This window comes from Paraburkholderia diazotrophica (genome assembly GCF_038900755.1).
Lineage (GTDB): Bacteria > Pseudomonadota > Gammaproteobacteria > Burkholderiales > Burkholderiaceae > Paraburkholderia > Paraburkholderia diazotrophica_A.
The window spans coordinates 308,399-327,785 of sequence record NZ_JBBPEN010000006.1; the positions used below are offsets into that span (position 1 = coordinate 308,399).

Annotated in this window: 15 protein-coding genes; 13 read left to right on the top strand and 2 right to left on the bottom strand. The window is 62.1% G+C overall.

From position 1 onward, the window contains the following. Positions 1-30: 30 nt before the first annotated feature. The 4 genes from AABE10_RS20970 (at position 31) to rhaS (ending at position 4,748) form a co-directional block, all read left to right on the top strand. A complete protein-coding gene (locus AABE10_RS20970; RefSeq protein WP_342935162.1) occupies positions 31-1,560 on the top strand; it encodes a sugar ABC transporter ATP-binding protein in 1,530 nt (509 codons plus the stop codon). Further along, positions 1,557-2,630 carry an ABC transporter permease gene (locus tag AABE10_RS20975; RefSeq protein WP_342935163.1) on the top strand — a complete coding sequence of 358 codons (1,074 nt, stop codon included), beginning with the start codon at positions 1,557-1,559 and terminating at the stop codon, positions 2,628-2,630. Before AABE10_RS20970 ends, AABE10_RS20975 begins: the two co-directional genes overlap by 4 nt. Further along, the gene (locus AABE10_RS20980) at positions 2,623-3,642 is read left to right on the top strand and encodes an ABC transporter permease (RefSeq protein ID WP_342935164.1); all 1,020 of its coding nucleotides are present in this window, start codon (positions 2,623-2,625) and stop codon (positions 3,640-3,642) included. Before AABE10_RS20975 ends, AABE10_RS20980 begins: the two co-directional genes overlap by 8 nt. A gap of 98 nt (positions 3,643-3,740) precedes the next feature. Then, the gene (gene rhaS / locus AABE10_RS20985; protein ID WP_087739263.1) at positions 3,741-4,748 is read left to right on the top strand and encodes a rhamnose ABC transporter substrate-binding protein; all 1,008 of its coding nucleotides are present in this window, start codon (positions 3,741-3,743) and stop codon (positions 4,746-4,748) included. Between the two features lie 102 nt (positions 4,749-4,850). On the opposite strand, the gene AABE10_RS20990 is transcribed toward rhaS, so the two are convergent. Then, the gene (locus AABE10_RS20990; RefSeq protein WP_342935165.1) at positions 4,851-5,510 is read right to left on the bottom strand and encodes a response regulator transcription factor; all 660 of its coding nucleotides are present in this window, start codon (positions 5,508-5,510) and stop codon (positions 4,851-4,853) included. Between the two features lie 360 nt (positions 5,511-5,870). On the opposite strand from AABE10_RS20990, the gene AABE10_RS20995 reads away from it, so the two are divergent. The 4 genes from AABE10_RS20995 to AABE10_RS21010 all read left to right on the top strand — a co-directional run bounded on the left by AABE10_RS20995 (position 5,871) and on the right by AABE10_RS21010 (position 11,890). Continuing rightward, the gene (locus tag AABE10_RS20995) at positions 5,871-6,386 is read left to right on the top strand and encodes a fimbrial protein (protein ID WP_342935166.1); all 516 of its coding nucleotides are present in this window, start codon (positions 5,871-5,873) and stop codon (positions 6,384-6,386) included. 171 nt (positions 6,387-6,557) lie between these two features. Then, entirely contained in the window at positions 6,558-7,250 is a 693-nt protein-coding gene (locus tag AABE10_RS21000) for a fimbrial biogenesis chaperone (RefSeq protein ID WP_342935167.1), read from the top strand. A gap of 101 nt (positions 7,251-7,351) precedes the next feature. Beyond that, a complete protein-coding gene (locus AABE10_RS21005) occupies positions 7,352-10,471 on the top strand; it encodes a fimbria/pilus outer membrane usher protein (RefSeq protein WP_342935168.1) in 3,120 nt (1,039 codons plus the stop codon). Positions 10,472-10,981: 510 nt separating this feature from the next. Continuing rightward, entirely contained in the window at positions 10,982-11,890 is a 909-nt protein-coding gene (locus AABE10_RS21010) for a fimbrial protein (RefSeq protein WP_342935169.1), read from the top strand. A gap of 805 nt (positions 11,891-12,695) precedes the next feature. Here AABE10_RS21010 and AABE10_RS21015 read toward each other — a convergent pair. Continuing rightward, the gene (locus AABE10_RS21015; protein WP_342935170.1) at positions 12,696-12,854 is read right to left on the bottom strand and encodes a hypothetical protein; all 159 of its coding nucleotides are present in this window, start codon (positions 12,852-12,854) and stop codon (positions 12,696-12,698) included. Between the two features lie 259 nt (positions 12,855-13,113). On the opposite strand from AABE10_RS21015, the gene AABE10_RS21020 reads away from it, so the two are divergent. The 5 genes from AABE10_RS21020 (at position 13,114) to AABE10_RS21040 (ending at position 19,308) form a co-directional block, all read left to right on the top strand. Further along, positions 13,114-13,353 (top strand): hypothetical protein, encoded by a 240-nt coding sequence (locus AABE10_RS21020; protein WP_342935171.1) that lies wholly within the window; start codon positions 13,114-13,116, stop codon positions 13,351-13,353. Positions 13,354-13,827: 474 nt separating this feature from the next. Further along, entirely contained in the window at positions 13,828-14,601 is a 774-nt protein-coding gene (locus AABE10_RS21025) for a hypothetical protein (RefSeq protein WP_342935172.1), read from the top strand. Positions 14,602-14,682: 81 nt separating this feature from the next. Then, complete coding sequence (locus AABE10_RS21030) at positions 14,683-15,879, top strand: HlyD family secretion protein (protein WP_342935173.1); 1,197 nt, start codon at positions 14,683-14,685, stop codon at positions 15,877-15,879. A gap of 11 nt (positions 15,880-15,890) precedes the next feature. Beyond that, positions 15,891-18,008 (top strand): peptidase domain-containing ABC transporter, encoded by a 2,118-nt coding sequence (locus tag AABE10_RS21035; protein WP_342935174.1) that lies wholly within the window; start codon positions 15,891-15,893, stop codon positions 18,006-18,008. Then, a complete protein-coding gene (locus tag AABE10_RS21040; RefSeq protein WP_342935175.1) occupies positions 18,001-19,308 on the top strand; it encodes a TolC family outer membrane protein in 1,308 nt (435 codons plus the stop codon). The genes AABE10_RS21035 and AABE10_RS21040 overlap by 8 nt, the downstream gene beginning before the upstream one ends. Positions 19,309-19,387: the final 79 nt, after the last annotated feature.

A 19,387-nucleotide genomic window follows, 5' to 3' on the forward strand; every position in this document is an offset into this window, starting at 1 on the left:
ACACGCGGTCGCAGCATCAAGGAGGAGACGGTGCAGCAACACACTCAGGAAGTGCCGAGGCTGGAACTGCGGCACGCGAGCAAATCGTTTGGACGCGTGCGCGCGCTGTCGGACGGCGAACTCGTACTATGGCCCGGCGAAGTGCACGCGCTGCTCGGAGAAAACGGCGCGGGCAAGTCCACGCTCGTGAAGATTCTCGCGGGCGTGCATCAGCCGGATACGGGCGAGCTTCGCATCGACGGCATCGAGCGCCGCTTCGCGACACCCGCCGAAGCGCGCGACGCAGGGCTCGCCGTCATCTATCAGGAGCCGACGCTGTTCTTCGATCTGTCGATCGCCGAGAACATCTTCATGGGACGGCAGCCTGTCGATCGCTTCGGGCGCATCCAGCACGACGCGATGCGCCGCGAAGTCGATAGCCTGCTCGCGTCGCTCGGCGTCGATCTGCGCGCGGATCGCCTCGTGCGCGGGCTGTCGATCGCCGACCAGCAGGTGATCGAGATCGCGAAGGCGCTGTCGCTGAACGCGAACGTGCTGATCATGGACGAGCCGACAGCCGCGCTCTCGCTGCCCGAAGTCGAGCGGCTCTTTGCTATCGTGCGCAAGCTGCGCGAGCGCGACGTTGCGATTCTGTTCATCACGCATCGGCTCGATGAAGTGTTCGCGCTGACGCAGCACGTGACGATCATGCGCGACGGCGCGAAAGTATTCGATGCGCCGACGTCGGAGATGACGACGGAATCGGTTGTCGCGAAGATGGTCGGGCGCGATCTGGAAACGTTCTACCCGAAGGCGGACGTGAAGCCCGGCGACGTGCGGTTGTCGGTGCGCAACCTGACGCGCATCGGCGTGTTCAAGGACGTGTCGTTCGACGTGCGCGCGGGCGAAATCGTCGCGCTCGCGGGGCTCGTCGGCGCGGGCCGCAGCGAAGTGGCGCGCGCGATCTTCGGCATCGATCCCATCGATTCGGGCGACGTGCATATCGCGGGCAAGCGTCTGAAGACGGGCAATCCCGCCGCGGCCGTTCGCGCGGGGCTCGCGCTCGTACCGGAAGACCGGCGTCAGCAAGGGCTCGCGCTCGAACTGAGCATCGCGCGCAATGCGTCGATGACGGTGCTCGGACGCCTCGTGCGCCACGGGCTGATTTCGGCGCGCAGCGAAACGCAGCTCGCGACGCGCTGGGGCACGCGGCTGCGACTGAAGGCAAGCGATCCGTCCGCGCCCGTCGGCACGCTGTCGGGCGGCAATCAGCAGAAAGTGGTGCTCGGCAAGTGGCTCGCGACGGGCCCGAAAGTGCTGATCATCGACGAGCCGACGCGCGGTATCGACGTCGGCGCCAAGGCCGAAGTGTATGGCGCGCTGTCCGAGCTCGTGCAGGAAGGCATGGCCGTGCTGATGATTTCGAGCGAGCTGCCCGAAGTGCTCGGCATGGCTGACCGCGTGCTGGTGATGCACGAAGGCCGCATCAGCGCGGAGATCTCGCGCGCCGACGCGAGTGAAGAGCGCATCATGAGCGCCGCGCTCGGACAATCGGCGGCAATACTGGGGCGCGCAGCATGATCCGGCATTCGACTGCTTCACATACTTCTTCGCACGCGGCGCCCATCGGGCACGCGCCACTGCAACACGCGAGCACGGGTCGTGGCGGCTTCGTCTCGACAATCGCGAAGAGCCGCGAGACGACGCTCTTCATCGTGCTGATCCTGCTGATACTCGGCACGTCGCTCGCGCGGCCGCAGTTCGTGAATCTGCAGAATCTGCGCGACGTGCTGCTCAATGTGTCGATCATCAGTTTGCTCACGGCAGGCATGACGGTCGTGATCCTGATGCGGCATATCGATCTGTCCGTCGGCTCGACGGTCGGGATCAGCGCGTATGCCGTCGGCAGCCTCTACGTCGCGTTCCCGCACATGCCCGTGCTCGTTGCGCTCGTCGCGGGCGTCGCGATCGGGCTGATTGCGGGCGGCATCAACGCGCTGCTGATCGCAGTGGGGCGCGTGCCGTCGCTCGTCGCGACGCTGTCGACGCTCTACATCTTTCGTGGCGCCGACTACGCGTGGGTGCACGGCGGCCAGATCAACGCGACGAGCCTCCCCGATGCGTACTCGCGTCTCGCGACGGGCACGCTGCTCGGCATTCCGACGCTTGCGCTGATCGCCGCCGTGGTACTGCTCGCGCTGTCGTTCTATCTGAAGCATTTCCGCGCGGGACGCGAGCATTACGCGATCGGCTCGAACCCCGAGGCGGCGCGGCTCGCGGGCGTCAACGTCGAGCGGCGCGTGATGTCGGGCTTTCTGCTGTCGGGCGCGATCGCAGGTTTTGCAGGCGCGTTGTGGCTCGCGCGCTTCGGCACCGTCGACGCGAGCACCGCGAAAGGCATCGAGCTTCAGGTCGTGGCGGCCGCCGTGGTCGGCAGCGTCGCGATCACGGGCGGCGTCGGCACGATACTCGGCGCGACGCTGGGTGCGCTGGTGCTCGGCGTGATCAGCATCGCACTCGTCGTGCTGCACGTGTCGCCGTTCTGGGAGCAGGCGATCGAAGGCGCGCTGATCGTCGCGGCCATCGCCGCCGATACGCTGCTCGCCCGCTCCGTCGCCAAACGCATGATGAGGAAACGCGATCATGGCTAAACCCGATTCCGCGCTGCTCACGCGCAAGCGCGAAACGCCGCTGCGCTGGGAGACGTTGCTCGTCATCGTGCTGATCGCGTCGCTCGGGCTCGGGCGCGCGCTGTCGCCCGTGTTTCTGACGGGCGCGAATCTCAGCAACGTGCTCGCCGATCTGACCGAGATCGCGCTGATGGCGCTGCCGATGACGCTGATCATCGTCGCGGCGGAAATCGATCTGTCCGTCGCGTCGGTGCTCGGCGCGTCGAGCGCACTGATGGGCGTGCTGTGGCACATGGGGCTGCCGATGCCCGTCGTGATCGCGCTCGTGCTGCTTTTCGGCGCGATTGCCGGGCTGCTGAACGGGCTCGTGATCGTGAAGCTGAATCTGCCATCGCTCGCGGTGACGATCGGCACGCTCGCACTGTTTCGCGGCCTCGCGTACGTGCTGCTCGGAGATCAGGCCGTCGCGGATTTTCCGGCGGGCTATACGGCGTTCGGGATGGACACGCTCGGCGGCACCTTCATTCCGCTGCCGTTCGTGATCGTCATCGTGTGCGCCGTGCTGTTCACCGTGCTGTTGCAGGCGACGGCGTTCGGCCGCAGCCTCTATGCGATCGGCGCAAACTCGACGGCGGCCGCGTTCTCGGGCATCGAGGTCGCGAAAGTGCGGCTGCGTCTCTTCGTATTGTCGGGGCTGGTGAGCGCGCTCGCGGGCATCGTCTACACGCTGCGCTTCACGAGCGCGCGCGGCGACAACGGCGAGGGCTTCGAGCTGTCGGTGATCGCGGCCGTGCTGTTCGGCGGCGTGAGCATTTTCGGCGGCCGCGGATCGATGGTCGGCGTGCTGCTGTCGCTGCTGATCATCGGCGTGCTGAAGAACGCGTTAACGCTCGACGACGTCTCCAGCGAAACGCTGACCATCGTGACGGGCGCGCTGCTGCTCGCATCGGTGCTGATTCCGAACGTGGTCGCGCGCTGGCGCGCGATGCGCGACCGCAAGCTGATTGCCGCGCAAACGAAGGCCATTCCATAGAAGAAAGCAGAAGAAGGCAGAAGAAGCGTCAGACGGGCAACGTGTTCAATCGACAAACCCGGACAGCACAAGTCCGATCCACCACCAGGAGACAACACATGAACAGACCACTGCGTCACGCGGGAGCGCTGATGCTCTGCGCGGCCTTGCTGGGCATCAGCGCTGCGGCGGGCGCGGCCGGCATCAAATCCGGCCTGAAGATCGCGTTCGTGCCGAAGCAGATCAACAACCCGTACGAAGTGATCGCCGACGACGGCGGCATGGCCGCGATCAAGGAATTCAACGGCGCGGGCAAGGTGGTGGGACCGTCGGACGCGGGCGCTTCGTCGCAGGTGTCGTACATCAACACGCTGACGACGCAGCGCCAGGACGCAATCGTGATCGCGGCGAACGACGCGAATGCGCTCGTGCCGTATCTGAAGAAGGCGATGTCGCAAGGCATCAAGGTCGTGACGTTCGACTCCGATACGGCGCCCGAAGGCCGCCAGCTGTTCGTGAATCAGGCGAACGCGGAGAGCATCGGGCGCGGTCAGATCCAGCTGGTGTCGAAGCTGATGGGCGGCGAGGGCGAGTTTGCGATCCTGTCCGCGACGCCGAACGCGACGAACCAGAACACGTGGATCAAGTGGATGCAGGAGGAACTGAAGAAGCCCGAATACTCGAAGATGAAGCTCGTCAAGATCGCGTACGGCAACGACGACGACCAGAAGTCGTTCGTCGAGACGCAAGGGCTGTTGCAGGCGTATCCAAACCTGAAGGCGATCGTCGCGCCGACGTCGGTGGGCATCGCGGCGGCGGCGCGGTACATTTCGTCGTCGTCGAGCAAGGGGAAGGTCGCCGTCACGGGACTCGGCACGCCGAACCAGATGCGCGCGTTCGTCAAGAACGGCACCGTGAAGGCGTTCCAGCTGTGGGACCCGGGCCAGCTGGGCTATCTCGCGGCCTACGCGGCGGCCAGTCTCGCGTCGGGCGCGATCACAGGCAAAGAGGGTGAATCGTTCGACGCGGGCAAGCTCGGCAAGCGTACGATCGGCCCGCAAGGCGAGATCATTCTCGGACCGCCGACCACCTTCGACGCGAACAACATCGACAACTTCAATTTCTGACGCGTTTCAGTCTGCTCGATGGAAGAAAGGCCGCTCGCGCGACGCGAGCGGCCTTTTTCTTTGCTGCGCACGTCGTGAGCGCGGCGAGTTATGCGTCACGCATCAGGCGAGGCCGTGCTCGTGCGCGTATTTGACGAGATCGGCGTTCGTCTCCAGGCGGAGCTTTTTCATCGCCGTACTCTTTTGCGTGGCGACTGTCGAGATCGACCGGTTCACCTGCCGCGCGATGTCGGTCAGCGATGCACCCGACGCGAAGTGACGTATCACCTCCAGTTCCTTCTTCGTCAGCGTCGGCTTGCCGCTTTGCAGCGCGTCGCCACCCATGCGACTCAACAGGCGTTCGCGGATCTTCTGCGAAAAGTAGGGCCGGCGATGGCTGGTCACTTCGCGTACCGCGGCCTGAAATTCCGCGATCCCCTCGGTCTTGTCGACAATGCCGGCCACACCGGAGCGGGAGAGCCGGATCAGCGTGTCGTCGTTGTTCAGCATCGTGAACACGACGATGGGAATGCGCGGGCATTGCCTGCGCAGGCGAGCGATCAGGGCGAGTCCGTCGCTGTCGCGCTGCGTGCTGTCCATCGAAAAGTCCGTGACGATCAGGTCCCAGTGGCCGCTGGACAGCTTCTCCAGCAACTCCATTCCCGACTTCACGGCTGCGTTGACGGTAAAGCCGGGAAGGTTGCTTAGCGCATTGATGACGGCATGTCGGATCACCGGGTGGTCATCGGCAACGGCAATCCTGAACTCGCGTGTGGCGTTCATGATATTAGGGCGGCGCGGGTCCTGCGGCCGCTGCATGCGGAAGATTTGAGATGAAGACCTGCTGATCGATGATGACTTGTCAGCAGTTCTGAAGTGACGCGGATTCTATATCGCAGTGTGCCGACGAATCAAACATATGTCGTAAGGATGACGAAAATATACGCGAGTGATCTGGTTCTATCGCAATCGCTAGAAATTTCGAAGAAATCCGATACCGAAATGCATCAACGATCAGCATAATTTCGTTGGACGGTTCGCGGCACTTTCTGGTCGTGAACGGGACCGTCCAACAGTTTGATGCTCCCCGATTCTATTTGTGAGAAAGACATGAAAGTAAAAAAATCAGGATTACTGATCGCGATGGCTATCGCTGCAGGTGCCGCGCTGCCGACGGCTGCGTTCGCCTATGACGGAACGATTACGTTCAACGGCAACATCACGGCGACGACATGCCAGATCAGCGGCAATGGTCAAGGCAACAACTTCACCGTGTCGCTGCCGACGGTGTCGGTGTCGTCGCTCACCCAGGACACGGAATGGGCGATGCGTACGCCGTTCACGATTGCACTGACGAACTGCACGCCGGCATCGGGCAGCGCGGGCGTGTACTTCGAGCCGGGCGCGACGGTCGATACGACGACGGGGCAGTTGATCAACTCGACGGGCACGGCAGCGAACGTTGAAGTGGGCCTGCTGAACGCCAACACCAGCAAGATCAATCTGGGTCAGGGCGCTACCACGCAGAACGTGAAGATGGCCTCGATCGCCTCGGGCAGCGCAACCCTGTCGTACATCGCGCAATACGTGGCAAAGGGCGGCGCAGCGGGTGCCGGTTCGGTCCAGACCACGTCGCAGTACACGATCGTCTACCAGTAATCGTTCGACGATTCAGGTCGAGATACGCGATCATGCGGCCACCGTTCATGCAAGGGTGGCCGCGACGGATTTCATTGCGAACCACGGTTCGCGAAGTCAAGCGAGCGAAGTGAAATGGCAGTGCGGAACAAACTGATAACGGGGTTGACGGCGGTTGCGTTGGCGCTTTGTATGGCTGGCGCGCAGGCGAGTGTCGTCATCAACGGAACGCGTGTGATCTATCCGTCGGACGAGCGGGAAGTCACCGTCAAGCTCACCAACGAAGGCAGTCTGCCTGCGCTCGTGCAAGCGTGGCTGGACGATGGCGATCCCCGGACGTTGCCCCAGGATACCAAGGTGCCCTTCACGCTCGCACCGCCGCTCTTTCGTCTCGATTCGAAGAAAGGGCAGACGCTGCGTGTCGTCTACACGCACGAGCCCCTCGCGCAGGACAAGGAGACGCTCTTCTGGCTCAACGTGCTGGAAGTGCCTCCGAGCGACACGAATACGGATAAGAACATGCTGCAACTCGCGTTCCGCTCGCGCATCAAGTTCTTCTTCCGCCCCGCGGGATTGCCGGGTAACGCTCGCGAAGCGCCCGCGCAGGTGACATGGAAGTTCGTGCCCGGTCACAACGGCGGATACGCGTTGCAGGCCACGAACCCGACACCGTATCACGTGACGTTCACGAATATGACGGCGACAGTCGGCTCGTCGAAATGGACGAATCAGACGGGTGGCATGGTCGACCCCGGTGCGACTGCCGAGTTCGATGTCGGCAACACGCCGCCGCCAGGCGCAGTGCCGACCGAAGTGGACTATCGCTTTGTCGACGATTACGGCGCGGGCGTGAGCGGGAAGTACCTCGCACATACCGAGCACTGATTTTCATTACACGTCATCGGGACTCGACGCGTCTGCCATCCGGCACCGCGCTGGGTGTCTGCGCGCAGCGCATCCGTACCACACGAACTGCGATCCTTGATATGCGCTTCAACGATAAGAGTGTTTTTGCCTGCGATCTGAATCGCCCCGCGCTCAGGCGTAGTCACGCATTGGTGCTCGGCGCGCTTGCGGCCTGGGTTCCCATGGCGGGCCACGCGCAAACGATGACGGTTGCGGACGTTCATTTCAACGACGAGTTGTTGATGAAGCCGCGCGGGCAAAGTCTCGATGTTTCCCGCTTCGAACGTGGCACTCCCGCGCCGGCCGGCGATTTTCCCGTCGACGTCTATGTGAACGGCAACTGGGCGGGAAAAAGCACGGTGCGCTTCATTGCGCAAGACGGCCGGGACAGTGCGGTGCCCTGTTTCGACAAGTCTTTGCTGCAGCATTTCGGCCTCAACATCGAAGCGCTTCCCGATTCCGCGCGAGCGGAGGTTGCAAATGCCGTGGCCGGGCAGTGCGCGAGCCTGTCGGGTATCTCGGATAGCGCGACGTACCAGTTCGACATGTCCGAGCTGCGCCTCGACGTGAGCCTGCCTCAGGCAATCGTGCTGCGCAATCCGCAAGGGTACGTGAGCCCCGAGCTTTGGGATGAGGGCGTCACGTCGGCAACGCTCGGCTATAACGCCAACACGTTCCACTATTCGGGGCACGGCTATTCGGGCACGCAGTCCTTTCTTGGCCTGACGGCGGGCATCAATGTCGGCAGCTGGCATCTGCGCCAGCAGTCTTCGATCCAGCAGACCACGGGACAAGGCACGAAGTATCAGAACATCGCGACGTATCTGCAGCACGACATTCCGTCGTGGAAGAGCCAGCTGATTCTCGGCGATTCCTATACGGATGGCGCGGTGTTCGACAGCATTGGCGTCGAGGGTGTGCAACTCGTCACCGACGATCGCATGCTGCCCGATTCAATGCGTGGTTACGCGCCCGTCATTCGCGGCATCGCGACTTCGAACGCTCACGTGACCGTGACGCAGAACGGCAATCGTCTATATGAAACGGTCGTCGCGCCGGGCCCGTTCGAAATCAACGACCTGTATGCGACGGGGTACGGCGGCAACCTGGTCGTGACCGTGACGGAGGCGGACGGCAGCCAGCACAGCTTCACGGTGCCGTATGCATCGGTGACGCAGCTGTTGAGGCCGGGCGCGACCCGCTACAACGTGGTCGCCGGCGCGGTGCGCGACACCGACGTGTCGGGTCACAAGGCGCTCGTGCAAGGCACGATCCAGCACGGCTTCAGCAACATGGTCACGGGCTACGCGGGGACGATCCTCGCGGACGGCTACATCGCCGGACTGGTCGGCGCGGCGCTCAATACGCCACTCGGCGCGCTGTCGGCCGACTTCACGGAAGCGCAGTCGGATATTCCGCGCGCGCAGGCCACGACGGGGCAGAGCTTCCGCATCGGGTTCAGCAAGTTTTTGCCGGAGACGAACACGAACGTCGCCGTTGCGGCATATCGGTATTCGTCGAGCGGTTTCTGGACGCTGCGCGACGCAATGGTCGCCCGTAGCTGGGTGGACCAGGGCCAGGATCCCAATCGCGTCGATCATCAGCGCAATCAGCTTCAGATCACGCTGAACCAGAGCCTCGGCGACAAGTACGGCAACCTGTATGCCGTCGGCTCGACGTCGGACTACTGGAACCGTCACGGCACGCTGACGCAGTTCCAGCTTGGCTACAACAACTTCCTGCGCGTGCTCGATACGAACGTTGCCTACAACCTGTCGTTGTCGCGGCAGACCAATGGCGTGTATGGGCAGGTGAGCAACCAGGTGTATGCGAGCCTGTCCGTGCCGCTCGGCAAATCGCAGCACGCTCCATCGCTCACGATGGCTGCCATGCGCGACAGCAATGCCGGCTGGTCGGAGCAGGCGATGCTCTCGGGTGCGGCGGGCTCCGACAACCAGTTCACGTATGGCGTGTTCGGCTCGCATTCGGACAACTCGACAACGGGCGGCGGCAATGCGCAGTACCGCGCACCGTTCGCGACCGTGTCCGGAAGCGCCAGCGGCGGATCGGGTTACTCGCAGGTGTCGGCGGGCATTCAGGGGGCGGTTGTTGCGCACCCGGGCGGCCTCACGCTCGCGAACTATCTTGGGGACACGATCGCTGTCGTCGAGGCGAAGGACGCGGCGGGCGCGCGCGTCACGAATTCGCCGGGCGTGCGCATCGACAGCCGTGGCTATGCGGTCGTGCCGTACCTGTCGCCGTACACGCTCAATACGGTCGATATCGATCCGAAGGGCATTCCGCTCGATGTCGAACTCAAAGTCACGAGCCAGCAGGTTGCGCCGCGCGCGAACTCGGTCGTGATGGTGCGCTTCCCGACTTCGAGCGGGCGCGCGGCGATTATTTCGACGCGTCTGCCCAACGGCGCGCAGTTGCCGTTCGGCGCGACGGTCACGGACGGGAGTGGCAAGGCCGTCGGTGCAATCGGTCAGAACAGCCAGCTGTTCGTGAGCGGCGTCGCGGACGAGGGGACGCTCGTCGCGAAGTGGGGCGGCGAGGCGGACCAGACATGCGCGATCACGTACCGCTTGCCGCCGAAGTCCGAGGACAGGGGCGCGTATGCGCACGCGACGGGTGTATGCGGTGATGTCGGCATTGCATCGAATGGCGCGTCGAAGCAGGCGGGCGTGCAAAAGCCGGTTGCCGTCGAAAGCAAGCCGGTCGCGGCGGCAGACGGTGCGCAGTCCACGGGACGTGCGCCTGCCGCGAGCGTGGCGCCCAACGCGCAGGAAGCCGCGCGCCAGGCGGTGCCGGCGACACCGGCTCAACCTGTGGCTGCGGCAAGTGCAATCAGGCCCGTCGCGTTCGTGCCGGTTTTCCCGACGCTCGCGCCAGCGGCTAGCGCGCCGTTGCAGGTATCGACAGAGGTCGTCAAGCGCACGTCGGTGTGGGACGACTGGCAGCCGAAGCCCACCGTATCCACGGGCGACAGCCAGCCGCCAGCCGAAGCGGCGCCTGTGGTCAGCACGAGCTACGCGGCGCCCGCGATCGAAGAAGCGGTTGCATCGAATGTCGCGACGACCGATCAGACGGACGGCGCCGGGCGGCTGTTGCAGTTGATGAGCGCTGCGCCTGTGACGACGAAGGCACGTGTTTCGACTTTGTCGATGGTGTCAATGGAAAGCGGGACTGGGCAATGACGCGGCATCGCGCGGACGCTGCGATGCAGACATCGCGCAGGCGGATGAAATGACAGGAGCAAAGAAAATGCAGGGATATCTGTATCGAGTGGCGCGAGCTGCGTCGATGGCTGCCGCTTTCGCAGCGACGATAACTTTCGCGAGCAACGCGCTGGCGAGTGGGCCTGTGGCCGGGCCTTTCGAGCAGCAGTTCACGATGCGCGGCGCATCCGCGCGTGGTCCCATCGTCACCCAGCCGGGGATCGCGGCTGCACCTGCCGGCGCTTCGGCGGCAGGTGCGAACCGGCCTGCCAGCGTGGCCACTCAACCCACCCAACAGAGGGGTGGTGGACGGACGGGGGGGCTGTAATGCGTGCGCTTCTCTCATGCATGATCGGATGCTTTACGCGTAGTAGGCGAAAGGCAGGTCGGCTCGCGTTTTTGCCGTACGTTGTGTTGTGGGCTTTGCTGCCCGCTGGCGCGAACGCGGCTACGTGCACGGCAGCGACGGGGGGCGGTGCGTCCCTTACGATGCCTATCCCTGCCACGATCGTCGTTCCACGAGATCTGCCCGTCAACGCCGACATACCCGGCTCGGCAGTTACACAGATCGCGCCCAGCGACGGGAGTGTTGGAGTCAGATGCACCTTTACTGGTTCGGAAACCGTGCCTGCGCTTTTCACGAACTATCAGGGTGGTTCCTCAAACGGCAACAACGCAACGCCGATTGGAAATACAGGCGTTGGCTACAGGTTGCAGTCAAATAGCACCGGCAGTATCTACGTGACAGGCACGAAAAACCTGGCGTCAGCTGCATTCACGAGCCCCCAGGTATGTGCCACTCCACCGTGTTACCTGGTGATGGGGCCGTCTTTGACAATGACGCTGGTCAAGCTGCAACAGACACTCAACAATCCAACCTTGCCGAGCGGCAAGTACATGGATGTCACCATCAATGGATTGCTGGCTTCGACGGTGTCGCTCGGTTATCCCGTTCAGATCATCAGTCAGACGTGCTCGGTCACCACGCCGTCGATCCAGGTCAATCTCGGCAGCGTACCGAGCAAGCTGTTCACTTCGGTAGGTACGGGTTCTACCGCGGCAAATTTCAATATCACAGCCGATTGCAGTGGCTTGCCTTCGACGAATCTGGGCATAACGTTCACGGACGCGGCCAATCCGTCGAATCAGACGAACACGCTGCCGTTGAGTTCGACATCGACGGCTAGCGGCGTCGGCATCCAGATCATGTACAACGGGACAGCTGTTTCGTACGGTCCCGATTCGAGCGTCAAAGGAACGACTAATCAGATCATGATCGGCCAGGTGAATGGCACGATGGTCACGATCCCGCTGGCAGCGCGCTACGTGCAGACGGCGTCGTCCGTCCACGGAGGTACGGCGAACGGGACGGCCACGTTCACCATGTCCTATCAATAACCGTGGGCCACGAACCCGCATTCAAGAATTGACGGAGGTAGCGATATCTCCGTTGGTGTTAGCAGTAGAAGTAATCTTGTTTTCGCAATCTTTTTTTCGTAGGGCATAGAAATGCAAAAAGTCGAACGTAACGCATTGGAACAATCGAACGTCGCAGGCGGTTGCTGCAAGTGCTGCTGCAAGCCGAAGACGCCGCCGGCTCCGCCAGCTCCGCCGGTGAACGGCGGCGGCCTGTAATCGCCGCACTTGAGTCTTTCGGTCGTCATTGACCGTATAGCAAGAGAGATCCCCACGCCTCGTGCGTGGAGATCTCTTTGTTATCAGATCAACTTCTTTCTGCACAAGGTAGGGAAATGCAAGCAATCAGTCGTGCTCAAATCATTGATTCATCGATCGCCGGAGGTAGCAGCAAGGGTAATAACAGCGCGACTGCAACTGCATCTGGCGATGGAACGGCCGCAGCGACTGTGACGATCAACCCGGGCGCCACAACGCCTGCTCAAGGCGACGGCAGTATAGGGGGCGGGCTGTAAGCCGTGCGCCAGATGTTTTGCGACTGTCGCGACTAAACGGCATCTGTCGTCTCGAAGCCCTGCGCATTGAGCGTAGGGTTTTTTGCTTATCGGACTGCTTTTGCTGCGAGAGAAAATTGGAGGCTTTGCTGGAGAGGATCTGGCCGCACACCCATTCTGGGTGCCGCCGTAAGGCGTTGCGGGCGTTAATAAAAATCTTCGCTTCGCGAAGCCCACCGAGCGTGCGCTTCGCAAAGCGTAGTCACAGGAGACGAACGGTGTGCGTCCGTTCCTTAATGGCGGCTGTGTTCCTTGACAACCACTTTTTCGCGAATGACGACTTTGGCGGTTGCCTTGCCGTTGTCGCTAGCGATTGCGGTGGCGGTCGTATTGCCCTTGCTGCCACCAGCGATGGTGTTTTGAGCCAGCTGGCTGCGTTCGATCTTCTTCATAAGACTCGTTTATAAACTAAAGGTTTGGTTTTTATTGTCGGGTGATTAAACCCGCAATGAATATCACATGAAACGATGTATATGTAAAGTCAAAAAATGCATAGGCGGGATTTAATCGATCGGTGTTTTACAGACTGAATCCATGATCTGAAAGACTCCTACGGATCATGTCAGAGTGAGGATGTAGTAAGTTTTATTGCCGGCCCGATCGAACGTCATATCCAAATAATTTGGTAAAAGAATCGGGTTAGACGTTTATTTGAATGGCAACCGCAACTACAATTCCTCCGTCCTGCTAATCAATGATTTGCGGGACGTTTTATTAACTTTTTATCTGAGAAGAAAAATGCAAAAAATCGAACGTAACCAACTCGTCATGTCCGCAATCGCCGGCGGCGGCTCGAAGGGCAACAACTCCGCGTCGGCAACGGCATCCGGCGACGCAACGGCGACGGCAACCGTGACGGTCAACCAGCCGGCACCGACGCAAAGCGCTTAAGGGGGACCGGGCGTGCAACAGATCACACGTCTCGAGCTTACGCGATCGGCTGTCGCTGGCGGTGCATGCAAGTGTCATTACATTGCCGATGGCAAGCGCAATGATGCAACGGTGACAGTCGTGGCGGTGGATGGCAATGCTACGGCAAGTGCGTCAGTGAACGTCCAACACTCCTAATACTCTTCCCGCGACGAAGCTGTTGCGGCGACGAGTGGTGGCAACCTCGACAGTTGCCGCCACGAAGGGGCTCTCCTTTTTTTGGAGAGCCCCTTTGGCACATCGTGGAATCAAAGCATGTTGTTATGGAATACATTGCGGAAGGCGCCGGCCGCTTTCAGGCGTTCGTGCAAGCGAGGCGTTTTCCGGCTGAAGGGCATGCTGATCGCGCACACGCCGCTTCGGCTAATCGAACCGATTGCCGTGCTCATCTGGTCAGTGCAAAGCCTCTTCAGTGCCCGCGTACGCTGGAGTGGCGTGGAACGTTGCGAGGTCGCCCGTGAAGTGCTGAAGCTGAATGGCCTCGACAGATGTCGCGTGCTGACGGGCAAGGTACTTGAGACGCTTATCGACAAGCGGCTTCATTTTGGCCGCCAACGATATTTCAAGGAGGCGTGGCCCGATCTGCAACACGTTGCGCGCTCGCTCGCGCAGACCATTGCGAGGCTGAAGAACGAGACTCCGGGCCGGCCCATCATCGTTTCGCCGTTTCACTATGTATCGCAGTACGCGAACATCTATGTGGTGGACGATCTTCGCGCGCAACTCGGTCTCGCGAGAATCGGAGTGGTGTCGGGCATGCCGCGCGATATGTATGGCAGCGACAATGCGATGATTCCCGACATCGACGTCCTCTATACGTACGGGCAATCGAACCGAAGCGGTCTCGGCTTGCAGATGGCGCGCTCGCTTCGACGCAACGGCGTGGTGGTTCTCTTCTCCGACGTGCCGCCGTTCACGCTGAGTCTTTATCCGATGGAGACCGTCGGCGTGTCGATCTTCGGGCGGCCCTCGCGCATTCACAACGGCGTGTTCCGCATGGGCGCGCCGCTCGATGCATTGCTTCTGCCGTTTTACCTCTGCTTCGAAGGGGGACGTTTTAGCGGAAAGTTCTTCGATCCCATCGAGCTGGCAGCGGCGGACGCTCCGCAACGCGTCGCGCGATGTATCGAGACGGCGCTCGCGGACAACTATGCCCGCTCGCTGATAGCGGGCCATCCTTCGATGTACGCGTTCTCTCCCGCGAAGTAACGCCTTAGGCTTTAGGACGCGATCAAACCACCCGCTTCAGACACACACGGCGCGCCGGCCACGCCCGGCGCGCAAGACAGTATGGAACCAACCAGTATTCCCCAATTCAAGGACGTCCCGTGCCGGTCGATCGCCTATGCGGCGTCGACGATCGTCATCGTCGCGATCGCCTTTGGCTTTCTGCACGAGGTCGAGTTGAAACAGGATGTGCAGTGCGAGATCGTGTCGCCGTCGGACGTGAAGGTGCAAGGATCAAGCGGTCTCGTTTCGGCCGTCTACGTCCGTCCCGGCGAGCGTGTCGTGCAAGGCGAGCCGCTTTTCAGCGTGCAGCGAGACCTGTCGCTAGCGAGCGATGGCCGTCGGCGTCCCGTCTTCGACGAGCAGATGCGCGACGAACAGATCCGCAACGTGGACCAGCAATACGAGCAGCGAAAGACGCAGCTCGCGGCTCAACTCGATGCATCGATCACGACGGGGGCGAGCCGCCGCGCCGAAATGGCTGCGCTCGACGAGCAGATTGCGCAGACGCGACAACTGGTTGGCGAAGCGGAGCGCAAGCTGGGGCGATTGCAGTCGGTGTCGGACTTCGTTCCCGCCGACCGCATCGAGCAGGCGAGTGCGGATGCGCACCAGATGAAGGTATCGGTGGCACAAGGGCTCGCACGGCGCCAGCAACTGATGGGCGAAATCGCAACGCAGCGCAGTACGCAAAGCGATCTGCAAGCGCAGATCAAGGAGAACGACGCGCGTCACGCAAGCGACGTCCAGAGCGTTCAGATGCGCTTCGAACAGTCACGCCAGGATTCGACGATATCGGCACCGAAGGACGGGCTGGTCTCGTTTTCGAGTCTCATAACCGGCCGCACGCTGGAAGCCGCCGACGTCGCGCTCGTTATCTCGACCGACGACAAGGGCGCGCTGCGTGCCGCGCTGCGCATCCCGTCGCGCCGCCGCGGCTTCGTGCAGGTAGGGCAGACGGTCCGGCTCAAATTCGATGCATTCCCTTATGTCAAGTTCGGCACGTACGAAGCGCGCATCGACGCGATTTCGCAGACAACGGTGGAGTCGCCCATGTCGCAGTCGCCGGCTTCAGGCGCGAAAGACGGCGGCAACGGCGACTACATGGCGTGGGCGACGCTGCGCGGCAAGACCTTCGACTACGGCAAACGTCACTTCGACATACTCCCCGGCATGCGCGCGACGGCGAGCATCGTCATCGAGCGGAGAACGATTGCGGAATGGGTCCTCGAGCCGTTGTTCCGGATGATTAAAGGTTGATGGGAGGCAGAGTGCGCACAATCTATCAAAACGAAGTCGCCGAGTGCGGCTACGCGTGTCTCGCGATGGTGCTCACGCACCTGGGGCGCGCCACGGAAGTGCGGGAGCTGTCCGCATACAGGCCGATTTCGGCGAATGGTCTGTCCTTGATGGACCTGTACGACATGGCTATCGAATTCGGTCTCGCGGTGCAGGCCTATCGTTTCGGCACGGAAGATCTGTCGAGCGTCAAGCGCGGATCCATCCTTCATTTCGGCGGCGCGCATTTCGTTGTGTTCGAGAAGTACGGCCGCGGGTACGTACAGGTGCTCGATCCCGCGTCGGGACGGCGGCGCGTGTCGCTCGATACGTTCACGTCGAGCGTATCCGGCTTTCTGCTCGAATGCTCGCCGACACCCACGATGCCGCGCATCCGCGCCAGATCGCAGGTGCCGAAGGCGCTTGCGCGCGTGCGCGCGCTCAATCCCGGACTACGCAGACACCTCGCCAAAGTCATGTTCGTCATGCTGGGCAGTCAGTTCGCGATTCTCGCTGCGCCGTATCTCGGCAATCTGGTGCTCGACTACGTCGTCGCCGCCGACAACATCAATCTGCTGAACGTGCTCGCGCTGACGTTCGCGGGGATTTTCGCGGTGGGCGCGCTGAGCCAGTACGTTGAAGCGCGGCTCGTCGAACTGCTGCATCAGCGCGCGCAGATCAATACGACGGAAGGGCTGCTGGGACATCTTTTGCGCAACCCGATGTCGTGGTTCGAGAAACGCCACGTCGGCGATGTGTTCGCCCGACTGAAGGCGCAGGACGAGATCAGCTTGCAGGTGACGCGCACGTTTACCTACATGTGCGTCGATACGACGGTCGGGCTGTTGGCCTTCGTGCTGATGATCATGCAAAGTCCGATGCTGGCGGCTGTTGCAGTGGCCATGTTCATCGCCTATCTGGCGATTGCGCTCGGCATGTTCGCGCAGATGCGCGACAGCCACGCGCTCGTGCTGGAAACGTCGGCGCGCTGCGACGACGCGCTGATCGAAACGATACGCGCGGCTTCGCTGATCAAACTGGCGCAAGGGGAGACGAGGCGCACGGGAATCTTCATGTCGAAGTACAAGGAGTACGTGGCTGCGCTTCTCACCTCCAACCGCCTGAGCAGCGCGCGCGACGCCATTCTCAAGGCCGTGCAGTACACGGACACGATCCTGATCACGTGGTTCTCCGCCCGGTTGATGCTGGGCGGGAAGGTATCGGTCGGCGTGTTCTATTCCTTCCTGATCTACAAGTCGCTGATGTCCGAGCGTTTTGCGCGCACGGTCAACGGCGTATTCTCGCATTTCATGCTTAGCGTGCCCGTCGCGCGCGTGGACGATATCGCGGAGTGCGAAGAAGAGCGTTACGCGCCGCCTTCGGATACCAACCGTGCAACGGAAGTGCACGCGTTCGAGCGCATCGACATGCGCGACGTGACATTCAGCTATGGCGTGTCCGACCAGCCGGTGCTGAAGAACGCGAGCATCGACATCCGCGCGGGCGACAAGATTGCGATCATCGGTCCATCGGGCGCGGGCAAGTCGACGCTCTTCAAGCTGCTGTCTGCGGCAGTGCCGCTTCAGCATGGAGAGATATCGCTGAACGGCATCGCATGGCCGAACCTCACCGTCGATGAAATACGCCGGCACGCCGCGCACATGCGGCAGGGCGACCTGATTCTGCACGGCTCGATCGCGGATAACGTGTCGCTGTTCTCGGGAAATATCGACGAAGCGCGCGTGCAATCGGTGCTCGAAGACGTGGGCCTGTGGAACGACGTGATGCGTCTGCCGATGCGCACGCGCACTGTCATCAGCGACACGATTGCCAACATCTCCGCGGGTCAGCGACAGCGGCTCCTGCTTGCACGCGCGCTCTATCAGCAGCGCAGCCTGTTGCTGCTCGACGAGCCCACGTCGAACCTCGATCCGGCATCCGTCGAGCACATCGGCGCGCTGCTGCAGCGCCTCGATTGCACGGTCGTCGTGATTACACACGACATGTCGCTTGCCGCGAGCTTCGGCACGCGCTACCGGCTCATCGACGGCGCGTTGATGCGCGAGCCGTCAACTCATGGTCATATCGAAGTGGACGCGTTGCATGCATAGTTTCAAACACTCACTCGCGATGGCGGCAGCATTCTGTTTGCTCAACCTCGGCGCAAGCGCTCGGGCCGCCGATCTCGTCACCGTCGTGCAGCAGGCGCTCGGGCACGACGCCGATCTGGCGCAGGCGCGGGCCGCTCAGGTCGCCGCGAAAGAGGCGGTGCCGCAGGCGCGCGCAGCGCTTTTGCCGCAGATCTCGGGAGGCTGGGGACGCACGTACAACAGCATCGCGACGCAAGGCTTTCCGCGCACGTCGTACTGGCAGAACGGCTGGACCGTGTCGCTCACGCAGCCGATCTTCGACTGGACCAAATGGGAAGCCTACAGGCAGGCCGATTATGTCGAAGCGCTGGGCGCGGTCAACGTGGACTTCGCGCAGCAGACGGCGTTGCTGCGCGCCGTGCGCGCCTACTTCGACGAACTCGCGGCGGAGGACGAAGTGAAGCGCGCGTCCGACTACGGCGCCGCCATCGACACGCAGATCCAGATTCTGCAACGCAACCGCGCGGCCGGCGAGGCAACCGTCATTGACATGCACGAAGCGATGACTTCGCGCGAGCAGGTCACGTTGCAGCAGTCGGACGCGCAAAACGCGCTTGCCGCGAAACGCCGCGCGCTGGAGCAGGTGACGGGCGTGCCGCTCGACGCGCTGTCGCGTTTGCCCGATACGCTTGCGCTGCCGCGTCTCGCGCCCGAGGACGCCGATTCGTGGGCGAATCAGGCGAAGGATCACGGCTATCCGGTGCAACAGAAGCAGCTCGAATGGCAGGTCGCGAAGTTCGATGTTGCCAAGGCGAAGGGCGAGCACTATCCGTCCGTGTATCTGACGGGCAGTTATACGCCGTCGGGCGCGGCATCCGGCTACGCACGACCGACGACGACGGCAACGGGCATGCTCGGCGTGTCGATTCCGCTGTACGCGGGCGGGGCGACGCAATCGAAAGTCAGGCAAACCGAGGCGCTGCAGGACGAGGCGATGCAAGCGCTCGTCGGCGCGGCGCGCACGGCCGACGCATCCGCTCGGGACAACTACGCCCGCTATCAGCAAGGCCGCGCACGCGTGGACATGCTCGTGCATCTGGTCGCGTCGTGCCGCGAAACGCTCGCGGCGACACGGATCGGCTACAAGGTCGGCACACGCACGAGCATCGACGTATTGCGCGCAATCGATACGCTCTATTCCGCGCAGCGAGATCTGCTCGCAGCCCGCTACGACGCCGTCGTCACGTTGTTGCAGCTAAAAGGCGATACGTCGACGTTGAGCCTCACGGACGTCGTCGAAATCAACACGATGCTTCGTTGAGCGTTCAACTGTTCGTCAATAACTGTCAAAAATGAAGAGGCGCGGAAAAAGTCGTCAACGCTTTGTCAGGCGAGGCGTT

Excerpts from the sequence above, each read along its gene's own strand:
- AABE10_RS21040 (WP_342935175.1), top strand. The coding sequence starts at position 18,001 with ATGCATAGTTTCAAACACTCACTCGCGATGGCGGCAGCATTCTGTTTG.
- AABE10_RS21000 (WP_342935167.1), top strand. The coding sequence starts at position 6,558 with ATGGCTGGCGCGCAGGCGAGTGTCGTCATCAACGGAACGCGTGTGATC.
- AABE10_RS21005 (WP_342935168.1), top strand. The coding sequence starts at position 7,352 with ATGCGCTTCAACGATAAGAGTGTTTTTGCCTGCGATCTGAATCGCCCC.
- AABE10_RS20990 (WP_342935165.1), bottom strand. The coding sequence starts at position 5,510 with ATGAACGCCACACGCGAGTTCAGGATTGCCGTTGCCGATGACCACCCG.
- rhaS (WP_087739263.1), top strand. The coding sequence starts at position 3,741 with ATGAACAGACCACTGCGTCACGCGGGAGCGCTGATGCTCTGCGCGGCC.
- AABE10_RS21010 (WP_342935169.1), top strand. The coding sequence starts at position 10,982 with ATGCCTATCCCTGCCACGATCGTCGTTCCACGAGATCTGCCCGTCAAC.
- AABE10_RS20995 (WP_342935166.1), top strand. The coding sequence starts at position 5,871 with ATGGCTATCGCTGCAGGTGCCGCGCTGCCGACGGCTGCGTTCGCCTAT.
- AABE10_RS20975 (WP_342935163.1), top strand. The coding sequence starts at position 1,557 with ATGATCCGGCATTCGACTGCTTCACATACTTCTTCGCACGCGGCGCCC.
- AABE10_RS20980 (WP_342935164.1), top strand. The coding sequence starts at position 2,623 with ATGGCTAAACCCGATTCCGCGCTGCTCACGCGCAAGCGCGAAACGCCG.
- AABE10_RS21030 (WP_342935173.1), top strand. The coding sequence starts at position 14,683 with ATGGAACCAACCAGTATTCCCCAATTCAAGGACGTCCCGTGCCGGTCG.
- AABE10_RS21015 (WP_342935170.1), bottom strand. The coding sequence starts at position 12,854 with ATGAAGAAGATCGAACGCAGCCAGCTGGCTCAAAACACCATCGCTGGT.